Raw genomic sequence first — 21577 nt, forward strand, 5'->3', positions numbered from 1 at the left:
GAAGTTGCAACCAACTTCAACATTAAAGCACATTTAGTAATCAATTGCAACCTCGTATAACAAACGGGCATTTTTATATGGGTTTGCTCCCAGTTTGGTGGCACTCTGGTTCGAGTGTGGCTACCATGCTTTTTTTTGGGGAAGGTCTTTTCTGGAACGAAGGTGGGAGTATAGTAGTTAGTGTTCGGTACGCAGTATTCAGTGTTCAGAAGTCCGTGTTTAGTACACAATAGTTATTTTATATCTTGAAATAGGTTGACAGTTTATCAATAAAAAAATTCACACGCTCCTTCCCCTAATAATTACCAATCAACATGCGACAAGGGGAAGGTGGCCTCGAGAATAAATTATCATTCAATGATAAAGTTTCAATCCTGGGGAGGGAAGGGGTTAACGGGTTTTAAAGTGTGGATATTGAAACTTTAATTTCAATTTCGATTTCGATTTCAATTTCAATTTCAATTTCGACTTCTTCTAATCTTTTTGTCTATTTTTGAAACCAAACAAGCTGCGCTGTGTCTTCGGAATCTCCATTGGTTTCCATAATAATCCCAACCTATAATCGTGCTCATTTAATAGGGGAAAGACTAGATTATGTTTTGGTTTAGCTATATAAAAATTTAATTTAAATGAAAAATGCTTTTTCAGTTTTTGTTTTCGGAAAATATGAGCGTTACTTGCCGTATTATGTATATTCTATAGAAAAAGCATATCCTAATACAGATGTTATAATATTCTATAACTCAATTCTTTCTTTAAAAATAAAAAGAAATCTTAAAGGTAAACCACACGTAATAGTTTATGAGGAATTTTACAAAGAATATAATTATTTTGACAATTATAAAATGTATGGTGGAGGCGGTTTAACTCTATTAAGGTATTTGATACCAGAAGAATATTTTAAAGGATATCAGAATGTTTATTTTGGTGATGTAGATATCCTTATTTTAAAGGAACCCGAAAATTTATTTCATTTTCACGAAATACAAGCAAAAAAAAGTAATCTTCCGTTTAGCAATAAGGTTAGACTTCTAGAGACGGGGGCCCTATCAGAACGATTGACCGGGTTACATTTTGTAGTCGTAAAATCTTATTTTGCAAAAATAAACAAGGTTATAATTGATATTTTAGCAAAGAAAACTGTAAGGGAACAACTTCTTGTGGACATAAGACGTGATGAAGAGCTTTTATACGCCATCAATAAACTTGCCTTTAATTTTTCACCACAAAGTTTAATACATAATAAAGTTCCCCTTCACGGGGTACATTTTGGATTGTTCAGAAGCAGTCGAAGAATAGATAAGCCACAAATTGAAAAGGATTCTTTATTATCATACCAAGAAATAAAAAAGCAATTGGCAGAACTGGTTGAAGATAAAGATTTTAAAATCATCTTATATCAATTTTTTAATATGGAGATGATAAAATTATTAGTTCTTTTGGAACTACCAATCCCATTTTTTTTAAAGATTAAATATAAATGGGTCACCACCAATTTTTTTAGAATTTTTCGAAAATTACTGAATAAAATAAAAAAATGATCAACTTAGAATGCCCGAAAATTTAATAACGATAATAATTCCAACCTATAATCGTGCTCATTTAATAGGAGAGACATTGGATTCTGTTTTGGCACAAACCTACCAAAACTGGGAATGTATTGTTGTGGATGATGGGAGTACGGACAATACGGAGAAAATTATGATAAATTATATGGATAAGGATTCTCGATTTCATTACTACCATCGACCTAAAGATAAAGTGAAAGGAGCAAATGTTTGTAGAAATTACGGTTTTGCTAAAAGTAAAGGTGATTTTTTAATTTTTTTGGATTCTGATGATTTATTAGAATCCACTTGTCTTGAAAATCGATTCAATAATGAAAATATAAAAAAAAATCAAGATTCAGTATTTATATATTTAATGGGATTATTTCGATATGGCAGCAAAACTGATCAAATATTTAATAAAAAATTTAATAATGAAAAAGAATATATAGAAAATTTTTTGAAAGTTAACCCTCCTTGGACAATTACCTCTATTTTTTGGCCAAGATCGCTTTTTTTAAATAAAGGGTTTTTTGATGAAACATATAGTCGGTTACAGGATGTGGAAATCCATACACGTTTATTACTTGAGGGTGTGAAAATTAATTTAGTAGAAGATGTGGACTGTTGGTATAGAATATTGGATAATCCTAAAGAATACTTAAGTGAAGAAAAAAGACCAATGCTAATTGAGAGTCACATTCAATATATAGAGAAATTTTATAATTATGAAGATTCTGAACTATTAAATAAAATTGAAATAAATACCTGCTTAAAATTTACCTTTCTTAAAGTTTTAAAAAAATATGTGTTAAAGAAAAATGTAATTTATTTTAAAGAAATAAATAATTTAAATAATTCATTGAAGATTCTTAACTTTAAAAAAATGAAAATAATAGAAATATTAAATTTTTACCACAAATTAGGTTTTTTTAATAGATATGGTTACAACAAAATAAGAAATTTCGTCTTTAATAAATAAAGAAAAACTTGAGAGTTTTAAAATAATCACTTAAGTATTATAATTTGGAAGAGGATAAGGAAAAAAACTCGGGGACCTTAATAAGTGTTATAGTTACCACCTATAATCGAAGTGTTTATTTATACGAGGCTTTGGATAGTATAGCTAAGCAAACATATCGTAACATTGAGATTCTGCTAATTGATGATGGGTCAACCAAACAAATTGCTCTTGAAAATAAGGAAATATGTAAAAAATTTTCAGTTTGTAAATATTACTACAAAGAAAACAGCGGCCAACCCGATTCCCGTAATTTTGGTATAAAAAAAAGCAAAGGGGCCTATATAGGTTTTTGTGATGATGATGACCTTTGGGCTATTGACAAGCTTGAAAGGCAAATAGTAATTTTGAATACCCAAAATGAATTTGGCCTGGTAACGGGTTGCATAGAGTATATTAGTCATGCTGGAATGAAAACAGGTATTTTAAAATGCCACGCAGGACATAACCATGGGAATGTATTCCAAGATTTTTTGATTAAAAATAGAACTGCGTCCATAACGCCGCTTATAAGAAGAGAGGTGATTGACAAAGTGGGGCTTTTTAATCCTAACTTTACGATTGGAGAAGATTGGGATTATTGGCGTAAAGTAAGTTTTTATTTCAAGTTTTATGCAATAGATGATGTACTCGCTTTCGTGAGAACACACGAAAATACTATGTCCAGGACCAGATCTACAACACTTTTAGGAAGGTTTGTACTTTATAGAAAATTAAATCAGTCCTTGTTTGAATGGGGAAATGGAAGGTTTGCAAAAAATGATTGGGAGCTTGTTGAATATATTGAATGGTGCTATTATCGCAGGCTACTAAATAATAATATGCCAGGCTTTAAAAAAAAGTTTGTTTTTGTTCTTTTACTATTTACTAAAAATATTATTCCACCTTTATACTTCATAAAACTCTTTTTAAAATATAATTCGAGATATAAACCTCAAGTGTGAAAACGCAATTACTTTTATAAGCAGCCCCTTTTGAAACTAAACCTAAAAATAAGATCCTTCCCCAATCCTACCGAAACCTTTATAGTCCATCATATTCTCGGATTGTTAAAACAGGGGGTAAAGATTAAAATATATACCAATGCTTATCACGGAATGGCAACTTTTGTTCATACCGATGAAATAATAGATTCCCAAATTGATAAGTTGGTCCATAAAAATTTAAAGGTTAAAAAAGGAATGTCCAAGATATTTCAGGTCTTAGGGCTAGTAACCAAACCGAGGATTCTAAAATATGCCGTCAAGTATTATATAGTAAAACCCCAATGGAGTTTAAAACCGTTATATAACTTATACAATTACAGGGATTTTGACATCTCCCTAATGTGCCATATACAATTCAATACTTCCATAAAACCATTGATTGACTTATGGGCCATAGGCTTTATAAACCCAAAAAAAATATTGATTACCTTTCACGGTTACGATGCTTTTAGATTAAATGAAGAAGTATTCAAAAGTCGTTATTCTGAATTTTACAAAAGTTGTGTTTATGCAGTGACGGTCAATTCAAATTATGTGAAACAATATCTTGTTAAAGCAGGGTTGATGGAAGAAATGATCAAAATTATTCCAATGGGAATTGATGTTAGTATGTTCAATGATCTACAAGCAAAGCCCAAACAGGATACAATTATTAAATTGGTCTCCGTAGGAAGGTTAATCCAGTTAAAAGGCCATAAATACGGAATGCAGGTTTTAAAAATATTATTGGATAGGGGCTATGAAGCAACCTATACTATAATAGGCAAGGGTTTGGATGCATATACAAATGAGCTGAAAAAGGAAGTAAAGCGTTTGGGCATTGGTGAATACATTTTTTTTATGGGTCAAAAATCCCAAAAGGATATAAAGGACATTTTATTCGAATCATCCATATTTCTAATGACCTCTACTTTTGATGATTTAACGGGAAGACAAGAAGCATTCGGGATTGCAGCCTTGGAGGCACAGGCCTGTGGATTGCCAGTAATAGCTTTTAAAAGCGGGGGAGTGCCAGAGGTTATTGTGGATGGGGAAACAGGGTTTTTGGTGGAAGATAGGAACGTTCTAGAAATGGCAAATAAAGTGGAGTTGCTTTATAATGATTCAACACTTTACCACGCTATGGGCATAAAAGCACGGGAACATGCATTGGTTAATTTTGATAATGATAAATTGATACGTCAGTTTATAAAACTTTATCATTTAAATGATTGAGCTTTATTGGGCAAAAAATTAAATTGACGAACGAACGAAAGAACGAAAGAACGAAATGCCGAAAGGATAAAAAGACTAAAGGACAAATGGATAAATGGACAAATGGAAGTCGATACTAGTTTGTCCTACGTCCTACGTCTAAAATTCCTAAGTCAGTAGGACATCTACAAATTGAAATACAACATAAGAACGTGATTCCGAAAATTATCCATTATTGCTGGTTTGGTAAAAAACCGAAACCCCCTTTGGTTGAAGAATGTATTGCATCTTGGCAAAAAATATTGCCCGATTATGAAATACGTTGTTGGGAGGAAAGCAATGTTGCTATGGCGCATCCTTTCTTAAAAAAAGCATTTAAAGACAAACAATGGGCCTTTGTAGCCGATTTTGTAAGGCTCGAAAAACTGTCAGAATATGGAGGAGTCTATCTTGATACCGATATGTTGCTATTGAAATCATTGAACCCATTAATGGAGCAGGCCGCATTTATCGGTTTAGAATCGGAACGCTATATAAGTTGTGGAATAATAGGTGCGATACCGCAACATTCTTATATTTTATCGTGTTATTATTATTACAATAATTTGATTTTGGATGCGGGGTTTTCCTATAAATCTATTACTATCCCCAAAATATTTACCAAACTTTATTTGGAAAACTATCCCGAGGCCCAAAAACCATTGTTGCCCAAACAACATCAAGATATGTTGGTATGTCCTGTGGATTGGTTTTATCCCTTTCCCAACAAAAATCTGCCTACAGAAGATTATAAAGACTATACAAAACCCGATACCTTTGCCGTCCACCTTTGGCACAAGAGCTGGAAAAAAACAAATGCCCTTCACCTAATGCGTCAGAGAAAGGTATTTCAATCATTTTATGCATTATCTAAGGAATTAATAAGACAAGAAAATCATATCGATAAAAAATATGTTCTGAAAATAGGAAGTGCTTTAAAACAATATTTCAATGGATAAAATACTTATCGTATATGGTTCCCTAAACTCTGTTCCTTCCCCCGAAGGTGCCGCACCAGCAAAGGTAATCGTGGATACGGTAAAGCATTTGAACAAAGAAAAATTTCAAGTACTTTCAAGCTCCAACCATACCTTAGATCCAGCCACTTACGATAGCAGTATTTTTCATCATGTAAAACCTACTTTAATAGACAGATACTTTCTTTTGCTTTTAAAGATAAAATATAGATATTGGCAGAAGAAGGAGCGTTTTATCACTGCCCAGAATCAGCAATTGCTATATTTTATTGCTGCAAGCCGTTTTATTAAAAAACGAGGTTATAAAAAGGTTATCGTTCATGTGAGTCCGGGATTAGTACAAATGGTAAAATTGATTAATCCCAATTGTAAGGTTGTCTTTTATCATCACGGTACTTCTCTACACACTAAACTTAGCGAATCGCAATGGCAACGCTTGCTTAAGAATACAGTTGCCATTTTTGGCGTAAATCAAGCAGCCGGCGATTTGGCAAATGCCCATTTTAAAGCAAAATTGCCATCCAAGCACTATTTTAAAATTGCCAATGGCGTTGATCTCATTGCCCATCCCAAAAATCATCAACTTTACAAGGAAAGTTTCAAAATTCTCTTTTCGGGTCGAATTTGTAAGGAAAAAGGAGTGTTGGAGCTGATTAAAGCTTATAAAATCTTAATAGATAAAAATTATGATGTTTCCTTGATAATAGCAGGCCATGTTGGAACTAAAAGGGGTTTGCAAGCCGGAGGTATGTATTTGGCTACATGTAAACAATATATTAGCGAGCATAATCTTGAGGTAAGTTTTACAGGTTTTCTATCTCAATCGGAACTGATTCAATTTTACGCAAACGTTAACATACTTGTTTTGCCTACAGATCCCAAATTATCGTTGGAAGGAATGCCATTATCAATACTGGAAGCAATGGCAATGGGAAAACCTGTCATTGCAACAAATGTTGGTGGTATTCCCGAAGTTATTCAGGATGAAGATAATGGATTCTTAGTTTATGGAATAGAAAGTTATGCGAAAGAAATTGCTGAAAAAATAGAAAAATTATATTTAGATAAAGACCTTGAGAAAAGTATGGTCAAAAATGCACTAAACATTTATAAAGAGAATTTTACCGCTAAAAAGATGAGTGAAACTTTTTTAGAAGCATTGCAGGAAATTGGATATGTCCAGAAATAAGAAAGTATTAATAGCATCCGGCTCCCGCCATACTATTCCTCCTGTGCACAGCAGTCCTGGAGTGCCTAGAATTATTTTTCAACTTACCGAACACGACACGGAGAATTTTCAGTTTGTAGTATTAAGCAAATATGACAAAGAATTGGATGCAATTATTTTCAATAAGCATAAATACCTCCATCCAAAATACAATTTACCAAGATTATTTTTTAAGCAATTTTTAAAAATAATGCCCTATCGCTGGCGAAAAAGGAAATATGGTTTTTCGCAAACGGATAGGATTATTTATTATACCTCATTGGTCAACAAGGCCAAAAAGATTAACCCAGATATCGTGGTTACTTTTATGCATGTGGAGCTTTTTAAAATGATACAAAAAGCCCTTCCCGCCTCAAAACATATTTTCTTTTTTAGAAGTACGGATCTAAAAGGTAGGATTGGTCAAGATAACATAAACTTTATCCTGCAAAAGAGTTCTGGCTTTTTGGCAAATACTAAAGCGCCAATCGATGAGTTGAAAAGAATTAATTCCAACTCTTCCTTCCCAATGGCAACAATATATAATGCAGTTCCCGAAATTAATCTTAGTATGGATGACCATCAAAATATACGAACTACCTTTAGAAAGAAATTTGGATTGGATTCTTCCACTTTTGTATTGGGGTATGCGGGTAGATTTAGTGAGGAAAAATCCTTATTGGAACTTTTTGGAGTATTGAAGGAGCTAAAAGAGGAAGGAGTAGTAGTACATCTTATCATCGCAGGGGATATTGCAAATGAAAAAACCCCAAATCGATCATATTATGCCGACCTGGTAAAGTTTAAGGAAACATACCTTTCAAAACAAGTGCATTTTGCAGGTTGGATTACCAACGCCGAACTCTACCAATTTTATTGTGCTTTGGATGTGGGGGTACTTTTATCAAAATACAGGGAAGGAAATTCAATGTTTTTGATTGAGGCTATGAGTTTTGGGTTGCCAGTAATAGCCACGGCGGTTGGAGGCAACAAGGAAATCATTACCTCTGGCTTGAATGGGATACTTGTTGACCCGGAAAAAATGGAAAAGGATTTAAAATTGAATATAATCTCACTTTTAAAAGATTCCTCTAAATATATCGCTATATCAAATAATGCGCGCGCCTATATTATCGAGAATCATTCAAATGAAAAAATGATAGCTTCCTTTCACAATTTTTTAAAGCAGATTTAAAACACTTATGCGTATTATCATCTTCGACGGCAGTTTCAAAACCACCCCATTTATAAGGAGACTCATAGAGAGTCTTTCAATGAATAATGAAATTTATATTTTAGGGTTTAATGAAGAGATTGATAATAAATTTGAAAATGTAAAATATATTTCCCTTGGGAGTAATCAAAAAAAGTTGCGTTTCATTACAACCGCTCTAGCTTTTTCCTTTAGTAATAAGAGTTTTTCGCATTTTCTAAAAACGCTAAAATTATTATTTAAAAAGAGGCGTAAGGACATCCAACAACAAAATTTTGAAATGGCCGTCACCCAAATCGACCCAGATATTATCCATGTGCAATGGCCTTCACTAATGTCCTGGTGCGAACCATTTCTTTTGAACAAAAAGTATAAAATCATTTTAAGCCAGCGTGGTTCACAAACTACTATCCTCCCATTTGTGGATATTGAAAATTTTGAATATTTAAAAAAATGGTATCCCAAAATATCAGGCTTTCATTCGGTTTCAAAAAGCATTTCAGAAAAAGGAAATATGATTTGGAATGATGTGTCAAAAATTGATAAGGTAATTTATACAGGACTGCCATTGGAACGACTAGCTTTTTCCCAGGAATATTCAAAATCAAAACCCATCAAATTACTATCAGTGGGCAGGGCTCATTGGGTGAAAGGATATGATTACGCTTTAAGAAGTTGTAGGCTATTAAAAATGGCAGGGGTCAATTTTCATTATACAATTATTGGCGGGGCAGGGGATGAAGAACTGCAGTATCTTCGCAAGCAGCTTGGTCTGGAAGAATTGGTTAGTTTTAAGGACCGAATGCCACAGGATCAGGTTTTTGAATTGATGAAATCAGCATCACTGTTGTTGGTTACAAGTTTAGCCGAGGGTCTTCCAAATGTAGCTGTTGAGGCTATGGCAATTGGATTACCAGTAATAAGCACAGATTGTGGTGGTGGAGTGACGGAAATTATAGAGGAAAATTGTACAGGCTGGATAGTGCCGTCACGTAACGCCTTAGCAATGGCTCTTGTCATTGAAAGATTCGATTTAATTCCTTTAGAGGAAATTCAAAAGATACGGTTGGCAGCCCGAAGAAAAGTGGAGAGCCAACATTCCGAAATCCAAATGGTTGAGGGGATGGAGAAGCTATATAATGAATTAATCGTTTAAATATTTTAGTGCAAATGATATCAGTTTTAATAACGCATTATAATAGGATAGAGGAAGTTAAAAGTTGTTTGTATGCTTTTAAAAAATTAAATATTCAGAATATTGAATATGTTGTTAGTGATGATGGGAGTTCTATTGAATATCAAAATGCATTAAAACAACTTGAAATTGATAAATTAGTATTTTCGCCAAGCAACAAAGGATTAACTTTTAACATAAACCAAGGTATTAAAAATTGTTCAGGAAAATATATATTATATTGTCAGGAAGATTTTATTCCTAAAAACGAACTTAAAGATCGCCTCTCAGAAATATTGAAAATATTAGATTCTGGTAAAGCTGATATGGTGCGTCTGAAAGCTAATTATAAATTTCCGAAACTTTTTAGATTAAGTGAACATATAAATTTGATTCCAAAGTTTTCTTGGAATAATTTCTATTTCAATGCTTATCAATATAGCGATCATCCATTTATCGTAAATAAATCATTTTTTGAGATTTTTGGCAATTATTTGGAAAATACAAGTGGAGCATATGGGGAAAATGAATATGCTATTCGCATTATGAAATCCAAAGCGAAAATAGCTATTGTGGATCCTTATCTTTTTAAGGACAATAATAATGCAGAATCGGTTATTGAAAAAACGGAGTTCCGAAAGAAAAGAACGGTTTTGAAAAAATTTAAACTCCATAAACTGCTTAGAGCTTTTAGACTTCATTTAGAATACTTATTTTATAATCCGAATAAGAGAGGTCTGTTAACCATTAAAAACAAGCGGAAAAACTAAATGGTAATAGGTATCGTCCTTTCCCAAACCCCCGGCTATTCCGAAACCTTTTTTCATTCCAAGATAAAAGGTTTACAGAACAGTGGTGTGGAAGTGCGCCTTTTTAGCCAAGGGAAAAGTGATGGTTTTAATTTGTGTTCGGTTACCTTAAGTCCCAAAGTAACTGCGAACTCATTCCAGCAACTAGCCTATTTTATAAAGGAATTTTTCTTGCTAATGCCCCATTTGCCGGTCTTGATTCGTTATATAAAATTGGAGCGTAGAGAGGGCACGAGTTTGCCTAAAATATTTAAAAAGATGTATCTAAACGCACATCTTTTAAAGGCGAAAGTGGATTGGCTCCACTTCGGATTTGCCACCCTCGCGCTCAGCAGCGAAACCGTAGCAAAGGCAATAGGTGCAAAAATGGCAGTTAGTTTTCGAGGGTTTGATATTAATGTTTATCCTATAAAACATCCACACTGCTATAAAACCCTTTGGAAACACGTTGATAAAGTCCACAGCATCTCCCAATATCTTTTAGACAAAGCAATATCCAATGGGCTTTCAAAACACACTCCGTCAGCTATAATCACTCCAGCGGTGCAATTGGATACATTGCCAACAAACAACTTCGCTATAAGTTCAGATAAAATAAGCATTGTTACTATCGCCAGAATCACGTGGATTAAAGGATTGGATGTGGCAATAGCTGCAATGGCAATCTTAAAGGCTAAAGGATTAAAATTCACCTATTACATTATCGGTGATGGTGACAAAAATTCCTTCGAACGCTATAAATTTATGGTCTATGAGTTGGGATTAATGGAAGAAATCGTATTCTGCGGAAAATTGACCCATCAAGAAACGCTGCAACATTTGTCATCGGCCAATATCTATGTGCAATCAAGCCTGAACGAAGGTTTTTGTAATGCGGTTTTGGAAGCACAAGCTATAGGCGTATTAACTATCGCATCAAATGTGGGCGGACTTTCAGAAAACGTTGTGGACGGAAAAACGGGATGGCTATTCGAAAATTTTTCATCAGAATCCCTCGCGCAGCGAATACAAATGGTCGTATCTCTAAGTGATGCTCAGAAAAATACCATATCACAAAATGCCCGAAAAAGAGTAAAGGAAGAATTCAACATAGAAAAACAACAAAAAGAGTGGTTAGAGTTCTACGCCACCCCAATCTCCTAAAAACCCACCCCCAAAACCCATAACCCTCTGTCAGTTCGAGTGTTTTTCAAAGCAGCGCAGCAGCTTTGAAAAATGTATCGAGAACCTACCAGCGACGCATCTACCCCCTCTGTCAGTTCGATTGTTTTTTGTGTAGCGAAGCGTAACAAAAAATGTATCGAGAACCTTCCACCAATGCATTGCCCCCTCTGTAAGTTCGAGTGTTTTTTGTGTAGCGAAGCGTAACAAAAAATGTATCGAGAACCTACCGCCGACGCATCTTCCCTGTCAGTATGATTATTTTTTACACAGCGCAGCCAAACAAAAAATGCCTGAACTGAACTTGTCGAAGTATATCGAGAACGAATTTCAAAGCAAAAATCTCCATTTTTTCCGTAATTTAATATTGTGAAGACCTATTTTGTATACATACTATCCTGTTCAGATGGTTCCTACTATACTGGAGTTACTTCCAATTTAACACAGCGATTGGAAGACCACAAACATAGAAAGCATTTGAACAGTTATACGGCCAGACGTTTACCGGTTGAACTTGTATATTACTGTACGTTTTCAGAAGTAATAATGGCCATTGCCACGGAAAAGCAAATAAAAAAATGGTCTCGCGCGAAAAAGCAAGCATTAATTAATGAGGAATTTGATTTATTACCGAATCTTGCTAAAAAGAAGTTTTTGAAAAAATAAGGGTCTCGATACAAATTTGAAGTAGCTGTCGCTCCTTCAAATTCACTCGACCTGACAGCGTTTAAAATGTTGTCGGCTCCTTCAAATTCACTAGACCTGACAGCGTTTCCAATGTTGTGTGCCATTTTATGCCCATGACGGAAACTATACCCCTTTGTCAGTTCGAGTGTTTTTCAAAGTAGCGCAGCAGGTTTGAAAAATGTATCGAGAACGGCTGCTGGTTCGAATCTTCCAATAGGGTCTCGATACAAATTTGAAGTAGCTGTCGCTCCTTCAAATTCACTCGACCTGACATCGTTTTAAAAGTTGTCGGCTTCTTCAAATTCACTCAACCTGACATCATTTGAAAAGTTGTCGGCTCCTTCAAATTCACTCGACCTGACAGCGTTTGAAATGTTGTCGGCTCCTTCAAATTCACTCGACCTGACAGCGTTTTAAATGTTGTCGGCTCCTTCAAATTCACTCGCTCTGACAGCGTTTTAAATGTTGTGTGCCATTTTATGCCCTTGACGGAAACTATACCCCTTTGTCAGTTCGAGTGTTTTTCAAAGCAGCGCAGCGGCTTTAGAAAATGTATCGAGAACGGCTGCTGGTTCGAATCTTCCAATAGGGTCTCGATACAAATTTGAAATAGCTGTCGCTCCTTCAAATTCACTCGACCTGACAGCGTTTGAAATGTTGTCGGTTCCTTCAAATTCACTCGACCTGACAGCGTTTCCAATGTTGTGTTCCATTTTAATTGCTCTTGACAGAAACTATACCCCCCTGTCAGTTCGAGTGTTTTTCAAAGCAGCGCAGCAGCTTTGAAAAATGTATCGAGAACCTACCAACCACCCACAAAAATACTATATTTACCCTAGTGAAAATTTACTATCCAAAAACACATTACGATAAAGACCATCGCAGTATGCTCTTCCCGTTATTGAAGCCGTTTATCAAGTCCGAAGGTTTTACTGATGCTCAGCGAATAGCCTCTTACAGCGTTTCCGACCAAGATTTCGTTTTTGCTCAGGATTTGGAAAATGCAGATATCGCAGTACTGACCATGGCTTGGAATTTTTATCTTAAAACCAACCAACAACCACGCGCCATTGCTTTCATAAAAGAATGTGCAATGCGAAAAAAAAAGGTAGTCACATTTAACGCAGGCGATTTTGGAGTTAGAATTCCATTTTATGAAAATCTAATTGTGCTTCGTCCCAGTGGGTATAAATCAAAATTCACCAAAAATGAATATGCCATTCCTGCTTTTATTGCCGATCCGCTAAAAAAGTATTATGCTTCCGATAAAATATTCTTACGGCCATATAATGTAAAACCACTAATAGGCTTTTGTGGACAAGCCAATCCATCAGTTTTAAATGCCTTTAAGGAAATCCTCCATACCAATTTGCGAAATTTAATAAGCTATATCGGTCTTTCGGCCCATGAACCACAAGCGATACTTTCAACTTCCTTTTTAAGGGCTTCTGTCCTAAAAAAACTGGAGCAATCTGTTTATGTCTCAACCAACTTTATATACCGTAAAAAATACCGGGCCGGAGTGCGAAGCAATAAGGATTTGCACCAGACCACCATTGATTTTTATGATAATCTTAAAAATTCCGATTATGTGGTCTGCGTGCGCGGGGCCGGAAATTTTTCGATCCGTCTTTATGAAACACTTGCTATGGGGCGAATCCCTATTTTTATAAATACCGATTGTTCCCTGCCTTTGGAAAATACTATTGATTGGAAAAAACATATGGTCTGGGTTGAGTATTCCGAGCGCAATCAGGTATCGGAAAAAGTTAAAGCGTTTCATGACTCCCTATCTAAAGCGGATTTTATAGATTTACAACTAGCAAACAGAACCCTGTGGAAAGAGCAATTGACTATGGGAGGTTTTTTTAAAATATTCTTTAATGAAATTTAAAAAAATGGCTTTCGGGAAGCTACTGAAATGTTGATAGCATGGAACAAAAAAATGGCTTATAAGATGTGGTATTTGAAAACGGGGGAAGTAGTAACCTCTGGGGAGCCTGTAAAAACAAGGGGGAAATGTCATCTCTTACTTTTGCCGAAAGAGAAACCATATTTTTCATACTTAAAGGGAATTCAACAGAATGCACCCTTGCCGAAATCAATTTCATGATGCTATTTTCTTTCCTAAAATACCTACAGCCCACCCATTACTTTCAGTTATATAGAAATGACAGAACTTCCATTTTTCCCAAAGTGGAACACTTTCCGAAGGAAATTCTCGCCCAACTAATCCCGGAACCTAATTTTAAAAGTCAAAAGGCCCTTGAATATGACCTCTCCTGGCAGGCAATCAATAAAGGCTACATTGGAAATGTAGAAGTTTATACCACTTTTGATAAAGTACCTATAGTTGATGAATATCGTTTTCTGCGGAAATACTTTCACCCGGTTTGGGTTTTTTATGTTTTGATGTTAAGAATATTTTCGCTTAAGAATCCAATCAAGGAAATTATCGCTTGGAAAAAGAGTGGGGGAGTTAAGAGAAGTGGATATTTAAAAAATCCAATTCAGTATCCCGAATGGCATAGCTCGGAATCGTTTCTGCTTAAAGAAAAACCCTTTGTAAGTATAGTAATTCCAACTCTAAACCGCTATGAATATCTAAAAGATATACTTGCCGATTTTGAAAAACAGACCTATACCAATTTTGAAATCTTGATTATCGATCAGTCACAGCCTTTTAATGAGGATTTCAGTAAGAGTTTTAATCTAAATATTCGCCATATACAACAAAAGGAACCTGCCTTGTGGCTTGCTAGGAATACGGCCATTGAAAAATCTAAAGGGAGTATAATCGCACTATCCGAGGATGATGTACGTATAAGTCCAGGTTGGATAGAAAATCATTTGCGATGTCTCGATTATTTTAATGCAGAAATTTCTGCCGGCGTATTTTATCCTGAAGGAAGTTCTATTCCTCCAGAACGCTCCTTTTTCTGCCTAGCGTCTCAATTCGCTACTGGTAATGCCATGCTTTATAAAGACGTTTTCCGAAAAATAGGTCTCTTCGATCGCCAATTTGAAAAGCAACGAATGGGCGATGGCGAATTTGGACTTAGAGCATATTTACACGGACTTAAAAGCATCTCAAACCCTTTCGCTTCATGTATTGACGTAAAAGCAGGAACTGGAGGCTTAAGGCAAATGGGCAGTTGGGATGCCTTCAGGCCCAAAAAATTATTTTCCCCACGCCCCATCCCCAGCGTACTCTATCTCTACCGAAAATATTTCGGGAAAAAACGCACGCTCCTGGCCCTTTTCAGAAACGTCCCCCAATCCATCATCCCATACCGGTACAAGAAAAACAAAAAAATGTTGGTCCTAGGGATGCTAATCTCACTATTTTTGTTTCCGTTCGTTATCCTGCAAGTGGTTATTTCGTGGCATTTGGCATCAAAAAAGTTGAAGCAAGGAGCAATGATAAATCAGTTGTAATTTCTAATGAAATCACAAAGTGCGAAAAACAAACTCCCTTTGCGACCTCTGTGAAAACCTTAGTGATCTTTGTGGTAAAAAAAATTCTATTTAAAAATAAATACTTTCCAGAATCAAAAAATCAAAATGAAGTCACATAATTCTCAAAACCTCTCCCTTTATGTCCTTTGTGAAAAACTCAGTGTACTTTGTGGTTATAAGACCCCCTTTAATAATTGAATATCCAAACCAAAAACACAAAATCAAAATGAAGTCACATAATTCTCAAAACGTCTCCCTTTGTGACCTTTGTGAAAACTCCGTGAACTTTGTGGTTATAAGACACCCCTTTAATAATTATATATCCAAACCAAATTCCCAAACCGACAACTGATAACCGTACTCTAACAAACTTTTAGCGAAGATGTAGAAAAACAACAACCAACAACTGACAACAGACAACCGACAACCAACAACCGACCACAGACAACCGCCAACCGACAACCCACACCAAACAACAGAAAACCGATAGACAACCAAAACATCATGAAAAGTTATAAGGATCTAGATATTTATAATTTGGCTTTTCACTACTCCATCGAAGTGCATCATGCTTCGCTGAAAATGCCAAAATTTGAATTGTACGAACAGGGCGGTCAGGTAAGAAGGTCTTCAAAAAGTGTTAAAAACAGTATTATTGAAATATACGGAAGGAGAAAATACAAACAGGATTTTATTAAATTTTTGACGTATCACATGTTTCTCTATTGGAATGTAAAGGACAGTTCGAAACAATTAAAGAATTATATGATATCCTAGAAGTACCTGAGTTAATTATAAAATATGATGGTTTACGTGCAAAAATTTTTACATTTATTCAATATGTAGAAAAAAATTGGCAAGCTTAACAAACAACCCACAACAGATAACCGACAACAGAAAAAAGAAAACAGACAACCCACAACAGACAACAGGCAACCGATAACCGATAACTGACAACCAACAACCAACAACCGACAACCGACAAACGACAACCGACAATCGAAAACCGACAACCAACAACTGTAATGAAAACCCTAATCCTAACCTCCGAATTCCCACCCCAGCCAGGTGGCATCGGCAACCACGCCTACAATTTGGCCTTGGGTTTACAGAATAGTGGAAAGGATGTTACCATAATTTGCGATACCCAATCCATAAGCGGCCAGGCCGAAGAAGTATTCGACCAAAAACAGCCCTTTAAAGTTGTGCGGATTCCGAGGAAAAAAATAATGTTCTTTAGTTATATAAAGCGTATCCGCACCGCCTTTTTCTATACGCGAAATACGGATACAATAATGTGTTCGGGCAAATTCCCATTATGGATGGGCGCCTTTCTCTCCTTTTTCTTTTCAAGGAATTTTATTGCCATCATCCACGGAAGCGAATTGCGGCTCCCCAATATTTTTCTCCGCAAGTTGACCGATCTATCATTATATCGATTTGATAAAATAATAGCGGTAAGCAACTTCACCAAGTCTTTGATTTCCCATCTAGACTTAAAAAATATAAGTGTAGTACCCAACGGATATAAGATTCTATTCCCCACAATAGCACAACGAAAAAAAGACCCCATTCCCGTTTTAATTACTATCGGCAACATCACCCAGCGCAAGGGCCAACACAACGTCATCAACGCCCTTCCAAATTTATTAAAGGACTATCCCGACTTAAAATATCATATAGTTGGAATTCCGACCGAAAAGGATCGTTTGGAAAAATTGGCCTTAAAGTTAGGGGTAGAGGAGGCTGTGGTTTTCTTTGGAAAAGTTTCGGAACAAGAAAAAATAGAATTGCTTTCGCAAGCCGATGTTTTCGTGATGTTGAGCGAAACCACAAAATCCGGCGATGCCGAAGGTTTTGGAATTGCAATATTGGAAGCCAACGCTTTGGGGATACCCGCAATTGGCTCTCTAGGCTGTGGTATTGAGGATGCCATAGACCATGGAGTTTCCGGCAAGTTGATAAACAACAAAAATCCCGAACACTTAGCCGAAGCTTTGACAGATATATTAAATAACTACGAATCCTATTCCCAAAAAGCAAAAACCTGGTCCCAGAAATTCACGTGGGATAAGGTGATTAAGTTATATTTGGATATACTGAAATAGAACCAATAACCAATAATCAATAATCAATTATCAATAATCAATTATCAATTATCAATAATTAATTATCATTAACCATTAACCATTAACCATTAACCATTAACCATTAACCATTAACGACTAACCAATAACACAATAACCTCATAACCAATAACCAATAACCAATTAACCCAAGAACCAAGAATAAAGAATAGGGACAAAGCATGAAAACCAAAGACAAATATTCACCCATTCACCCATTCACCAATTCACCAATTCAACAATTCACCAATTTACCCATTCAACTATTCACACATTCACCTATTCACCTATTGACCAATAACCAAATAACCCCCTAACCAATGACCCTAGCCATTATCTCCCATACTGAGCACTATCAAAATCCCGATGGTACCATCGTGGGGTGGGGACCAACAATTAGTGAGATTAACCATTTGGCAAACGCTTTCGAAGAAATATATCACATCGCCTTTTTACATCCCGGCAATCCTCCGCCAAGTTCTTTGCCCTACATTTCCGAAAACATAAAATTTGTGCCCTTAAAGCCAGTCGGCGGAAATGGAATTGAGGCGAAGCTAAGGATTCTTGGTAATATTCCCGCAATCATAAATACAGTAGGAAAAACCCTAAAAAAAGTAGATATATTCCAACTGCGAACCCCCACGGGGATGGGCGTATTTTTAATTCCATACCTCACTTTTTTCAGTAATAAAAAGGGGTGGTATAAATATGCGGGCAATTGGAACCAAACCCAGCCTCCTTTGGGATATGCGCTGCAGCGTTGGATGTTAAAAAATCAATCCCGAAAGGTAACCATCAATGGAAGCTGGCCAAACCAACCCGAACATTGCCTGACTTTTGAAAACCCTTGCCTAACGGAAAAAGAGCGGAAGGAAGGATTGCTTATTACCAAAGAAAAATCTTTTGAACTGCCATTTACCTTTTGTTTTGTTGGCAGGCTGGAAGATGCGAAAGGAGTGCAACGCATTATCGATGCCTTCGGCGCTCTAGATTCATTGGAGAACTTAAAGGTTATACACTTTATAGGGAATGGGGTGAAAATGGACAGTTATAAAGCCCAATGCAAGGCCCTAAACCTGCCAGTCATATTTCACGGTTTTTTAAACAGGGATGAGGTTTTTCATATTTATAGGGAAGCACAGTTCATTTTGTTGCCAAGTGATTCCGAAGGATTTCCAAAGGTCATCGCCGAGGGGATGAATTTTGGCTGTATTCCCATAGTTTCCGATATATCGAGTATTGGCCAGTATGTTAATGGAATGAATGGATTTTTAATAAACCCTATAAATGAATTTCGTTTGCGGGAATTACTGCAAATAGTCTTGTCAAAAAATACAAATAATCTATACAAAATGGCATCTGATTGTTATCTTGGAGCTTCCAAGTTTACTTTTCCCTATTATATATCTAAAGTCCAAAAGAAAATAATAAAAAATTAAATTTAATACTTATAGCACCTCCCATTTTTCAAAATATTAAACCCTTAAATGCCATTATCCTTCATGTATTTATTGGATTCTTGGCTTATATAAATCGTTCCCTAATGATGGTTTATTTACTTGCGGTTTTAGGATATTTTATCTATAAAATAATTGTTAAGAAGAATAAGGCTGAGTATGTTCTTCTTGCAGCTGCATATATTACAGGTGCGGAAGTTTTTTTACGGATGACAAAAGCCTTTGTTTTTTATGAAACGGGTAAGTATGCCGTCATATTCTTTATGTTCCTTGGTATTTTTTATTTGGGTTTCAAAAAGAATGCTTTTCCATACGTTCTTTATCTTTTGCTCCTTCTTCCGGCTGTGATGATATCCTATGATGAAATTCATTACAGCGCAAATTTTCGAACCACAGTTCTATTCAATATTAGCGGTCCTTTCTGTTTGACTGTGGCCGCCGTCTTCTGCTTTGGCAGATCTATTTGCTTTAGTAAGTTTCTGAGAATTTTGGATTATATGGTTTATCCAATTATTGCTATGGTAATTTATATAATTTTATATACACCAAATATTCAGGATATTATCACTAATACTGCTTCAAATTCTGCCCTTTCAGGTGGTTATGGACCCAACCAAGTTGCAACTGTTTTAGGTCTAGGTGTTTTTATACTATTTACCCGCCTACTACTTCCATATAAAAATAAACTGTTACATTATACAATGATGTTTTTTATGCTTGTAATGGCATACAGGGCACTGTTAACTTTTTCTCGCGGCGGTGTTTTAGTATCGGTAATTATGTGTCTCGTATTTATATTTATATTATACTTTAATACTGGCTTAAGAACCAAGACGAAAATTTCATTAAAAGTTTTTATAGTTGTAGGTGTAACTATCGCCTTATGGGGTTATACTCTTTCCCAAACGGGAGGACTAATAGGCAATCGTTACGCCAATGAAGATGCTTTAGGAAGAGAAAAGGATGATATTACTACGGGAAGAGTCGATCTCTTGGCAGTTGAAATGGAATCATTTAAAGAGAATCCATTTTTCGGGATAGGGGTAGGACAGGGTAAGTTTCAGTTTAAGGAAGAAATGGGAATAACCTCTGCTTCCCATAATGAAATTTCCCGGATGCTCTCAGAACATGGTATGTTCGGTATTTTAGCATTGCTGGTTCTTATATTTGCTCCGCTTATCACAAAAATAAACGGTCGGAAGAATATCTACTTTTATCCCTTTCTGATATTTTGGTTGCTTACCATTGTTACCACCTCCATGCGCATCGCCGCCCCAGCATTTATTTATGCCCTCTGCTTACTAAACCTCGATTATGCCGCGAAGAAAAAAACTGCTATACATAGGAAATAAACTGGCTGCCCACGGTCGCAATCCCACGGCTATTGACATCCTTCCATCAAAGTTGGAAGCGGAGGGATTTAGCGCATTAACCGCTTCCTCCCAAGAAAATAAATTCCTCCGATTGTTCGATATGATCTGGGTTACCTTCAGTAATAGAAAAAACATAGATCTTGTACTCATCGACACCTACAGTACTCAGAATTTTTTATTTGCCGTCATCATCGCCGCCTTATGCCGGTTTTATAAATTGCCCTACATCCCAATATTGCACGGGGGCAATCTGCCTAATCGATTAAAGAAAAATCAGTCTGCTACGAAAAAACTCTTTGGAAATGCCCTCACCAATGTCGCCCCTTCCCAATATATGATGAAGCATTTTCAAGAGGCCGGATTCCAAAACCTTACCTATATTCCCAATGCTCTAAACATAGAAGCATACCCGTTTCACCTGCGGGAAACTATAACCCCAAAACTATTCTGGTTGCGGTCCTTCTCAGAAATATACAACCCTTCCCTTGCCTTAGAAATTGTATCCCTTCTCAAAAAAAAGGGAAGTGATGTTTCCCTGACAATGATAGGTCCCGATAAGGAAGGATCGATGCATCATTATAAAAAAACTGTTTCCCAGCTTGATCTTCCCATTCTTTTCCCAGGACAATTGCAAAAAGCGGAATGGATTCCCCTTTCCAAGAATTTTGATATTTTTATAAACACAACCAATTTCGACAATATGCCTCTAAGCGTTATGGAGGCCATGGCGCTTGGATTCCCAGTTATTTCCACCAATGTGGGCGGCATGCCTTATTTAATTGAGGATGGTGTAGATGGCATCTTGGTACCTCCCAACAATGCCCAACTTTTTGTAAATGCCATTGAACAACTTTGCCAAAACCCCATAAAGGCCCAACAAATAGCACAAAACGCCCGAAAGAAGATAGAAACTTTCCATTGGGAAATCGTAAAACATAAATGGATAAACCTTTTGGATGATTGAAATTTGGGTAAATTTGGGGGATACAGTAATCAGGTATCAATTATCCGTTACCCATAATTATAAATTATAGTTATTCAATACCCAATACCCAATAACCAATAACCAATAACCAATAACCAATAACCAATAACCAATAATCAATAATCAAATAACCAATAATCAAATACCCAATAACCAATACCC

At 35.9% G+C, this 21577-nt stretch carries 18 protein-coding genes; all 18 read left to right on the top strand.

Annotated features, from left to right (window positions below; genetic code table 11):
- Positions 1–629: 629 nt before the first annotated feature.
- The 18 genes from QRD02_RS12930 (at position 630) to QRD02_RS13015 (ending at position 21394) form a co-directional block, all read left to right on the top strand.
- Positions 630–1541, top strand: a complete 912-nt coding sequence (locus tag QRD02_RS12930) for a hypothetical protein (protein ID WP_290255378.1) — start codon at positions 630–632, stop codon at positions 1539–1541.
- A gap of 10 nt (positions 1542–1551) precedes the next feature.
- A complete protein-coding gene (locus tag QRD02_RS12935; RefSeq protein WP_290255379.1) occupies positions 1552–2529 on the top strand; it encodes a glycosyltransferase family 2 protein in 978 nt (325 codons plus the stop codon).
- Positions 2530–2573: 44 nt separating this feature from the next.
- Entirely contained in the window at positions 2574–3512 is a 939-nt protein-coding gene (locus QRD02_RS12940; RefSeq protein WP_290255380.1) for a glycosyltransferase family 2 protein, read from the top strand.
- A gap of 30 nt (positions 3513–3542) precedes the next feature.
- Positions 3543–4769 carry a glycosyltransferase family 4 protein gene (locus QRD02_RS12945; RefSeq protein ID WP_290255381.1) on the top strand — a complete coding sequence of 409 codons (1227 nt, stop codon included), beginning with the start codon at positions 3543–3545 and terminating at the stop codon, positions 4767–4769.
- Positions 4770–4960: 191 nt separating this feature from the next.
- Complete coding sequence (locus QRD02_RS12950; RefSeq protein WP_435373042.1) at positions 4961–5746, top strand: glycosyltransferase family 32 protein; 786 nt, start codon at positions 4961–4963, stop codon at positions 5744–5746.
- Positions 5747–5816: 70 nt separating this feature from the next.
- Positions 5817–6953, top strand: a complete 1137-nt coding sequence (locus tag QRD02_RS12955; RefSeq protein ID WP_290255382.1) for a glycosyltransferase family 4 protein — start codon at positions 5817–5819, stop codon at positions 6951–6953.
- Positions 6940–8166 carry a glycosyltransferase family 4 protein gene (locus tag QRD02_RS12960; protein ID WP_290255383.1) on the top strand — a complete coding sequence of 409 codons (1227 nt, stop codon included), beginning with the start codon at positions 6940–6942 and terminating at the stop codon, positions 8164–8166. Before QRD02_RS12955 ends, QRD02_RS12960 begins: the two co-directional genes overlap by 14 nt.
- 7 nt (positions 8167–8173) lie before the next feature.
- A complete protein-coding gene (locus QRD02_RS12965; protein ID WP_290255384.1) occupies positions 8174–9340 on the top strand; it encodes a glycosyltransferase family 4 protein in 1167 nt (388 codons plus the stop codon).
- Positions 9341–9354: 14 nt separating this feature from the next.
- The gene (locus QRD02_RS12970) at positions 9355–10128 is read left to right on the top strand and encodes a glycosyltransferase family 2 protein (protein WP_290255385.1); all 774 of its coding nucleotides are present in this window, start codon (positions 9355–9357) and stop codon (positions 10126–10128) included.
- Complete coding sequence (locus tag QRD02_RS12975) at positions 10129–11310, top strand: glycosyltransferase family 4 protein (RefSeq protein WP_290255386.1); 1182 nt, start codon at positions 10129–10131, stop codon at positions 11308–11310.
- Positions 11311–11697: 387 nt separating this feature from the next.
- A complete protein-coding gene (locus QRD02_RS12980; protein ID WP_290255387.1) occupies positions 11698–11994 on the top strand; it encodes a GIY-YIG nuclease family protein in 297 nt (98 codons plus the stop codon).
- An 859-nt stretch (positions 11995–12853) separates the two neighbouring features.
- Positions 12854–13909 carry an exostosin domain-containing protein gene (locus QRD02_RS12985; RefSeq protein WP_290255388.1) on the top strand — a complete coding sequence of 352 codons (1056 nt, stop codon included), beginning with the start codon at positions 12854–12856 and terminating at the stop codon, positions 13907–13909.
- A gap of 125 nt (positions 13910–14034) precedes the next feature.
- The gene (locus QRD02_RS12990) at positions 14035–15453 is read left to right on the top strand and encodes a glycosyltransferase family 2 protein (RefSeq protein WP_290255389.1); all 1419 of its coding nucleotides are present in this window, start codon (positions 14035–14037) and stop codon (positions 15451–15453) included.
- 525 nt (positions 15454–15978) lie between these two features.
- Positions 15979–16251 (top strand): four helix bundle protein, encoded by a 273-nt coding sequence (locus QRD02_RS12995; RefSeq protein ID WP_290255390.1) that lies wholly within the window; start codon positions 15979–15981, stop codon positions 16249–16251.
- 248 nt (positions 16252–16499) lie between these two features.
- Positions 16500–17582 carry a glycosyltransferase family 4 protein gene (locus QRD02_RS13000; RefSeq protein ID WP_290255391.1) on the top strand — a complete coding sequence of 361 codons (1083 nt, stop codon included), beginning with the start codon at positions 16500–16502 and terminating at the stop codon, positions 17580–17582.
- A 338-nt stretch (positions 17583–17920) separates the two neighbouring features.
- A complete protein-coding gene (locus QRD02_RS13005) occupies positions 17921–19039 on the top strand; it encodes a glycosyltransferase (protein ID WP_290255392.1) in 1119 nt (372 codons plus the stop codon).
- Positions 19040–19143: 104 nt separating this feature from the next.
- The gene (locus QRD02_RS13010) at positions 19144–20409 is read left to right on the top strand and encodes an O-antigen ligase family protein (RefSeq protein WP_290255393.1); all 1266 of its coding nucleotides are present in this window, start codon (positions 19144–19146) and stop codon (positions 20407–20409) included.
- Positions 20372–21394: a glycosyltransferase family 4 protein gene (locus tag QRD02_RS13015; RefSeq protein ID WP_290255394.1), complete on the top strand. Its 1023-nt coding sequence runs from the start codon at positions 20372–20374 to the stop codon at positions 21392–21394. Before QRD02_RS13010 ends, QRD02_RS13015 begins: the two co-directional genes overlap by 38 nt.
- Positions 21395–21577 lie beyond the last annotated feature (183 nt).

This window comes from Aequorivita aurantiaca, from assembly GCF_030410135.1.
In the GTDB taxonomy this organism is placed as follows: Bacteria; Bacteroidota; Bacteroidia; order Flavobacteriales; family Flavobacteriaceae; genus Aequorivita; species Aequorivita aurantiaca.

What these genes read in the sequence shown, in the direction of transcription:
- QRD02_RS12930 (WP_290255378.1), top strand. Translation starts at nt 630, where the DNA reads ATGAAAAATGCTTTTTCAGTTTTTGTTTTCGGAAAATATGAGCGTTAC.
- QRD02_RS12970 (WP_290255385.1), top strand. Translation starts at nt 9,355, where the DNA reads ATGATATCAGTTTTAATAACGCATTATAATAGGATAGAGGAAGTTAAA.
- QRD02_RS13015 (WP_290255394.1), top strand. Translation starts at nt 20,372, where the DNA reads ATGCCGCGAAGAAAAAAACTGCTATACATAGGAAATAAACTGGCTGCC.
- QRD02_RS12960 (WP_290255383.1), top strand. Translation starts at nt 6,940, where the DNA reads ATGTCCAGAAATAAGAAAGTATTAATAGCATCCGGCTCCCGCCATACT.
- QRD02_RS13005 (WP_290255392.1), top strand. Translation starts at nt 17,921, where the DNA reads ATGACCCTAGCCATTATCTCCCATACTGAGCACTATCAAAATCCCGAT.
- QRD02_RS13010 (WP_290255393.1), top strand. Translation starts at nt 19,144, where the DNA reads ATGATGGTTTATTTACTTGCGGTTTTAGGATATTTTATCTATAAAATA.
- QRD02_RS12995 (WP_290255390.1), top strand. Translation starts at nt 15,979, where the DNA reads ATGAAAAGTTATAAGGATCTAGATATTTATAATTTGGCTTTTCACTAC.
- QRD02_RS12990 (WP_290255389.1), top strand. Translation starts at nt 14,035, where the DNA reads ATGTCATCTCTTACTTTTGCCGAAAGAGAAACCATATTTTTCATACTT.
- QRD02_RS13000 (WP_290255391.1), top strand. Translation starts at nt 16,500, where the DNA reads ATGAAAACCCTAATCCTAACCTCCGAATTCCCACCCCAGCCAGGTGGC.
- QRD02_RS12935 (WP_290255379.1), top strand. Translation starts at nt 1,552, where the DNA reads ATGCCCGAAAATTTAATAACGATAATAATTCCAACCTATAATCGTGCT.
- QRD02_RS12965 (WP_290255384.1), top strand. Translation starts at nt 8,174, where the DNA reads ATGCGTATTATCATCTTCGACGGCAGTTTCAAAACCACCCCATTTATA.
- QRD02_RS12975 (WP_290255386.1), top strand. Translation starts at nt 10,129, where the DNA reads ATGGTAATAGGTATCGTCCTTTCCCAAACCCCCGGCTATTCCGAAACC.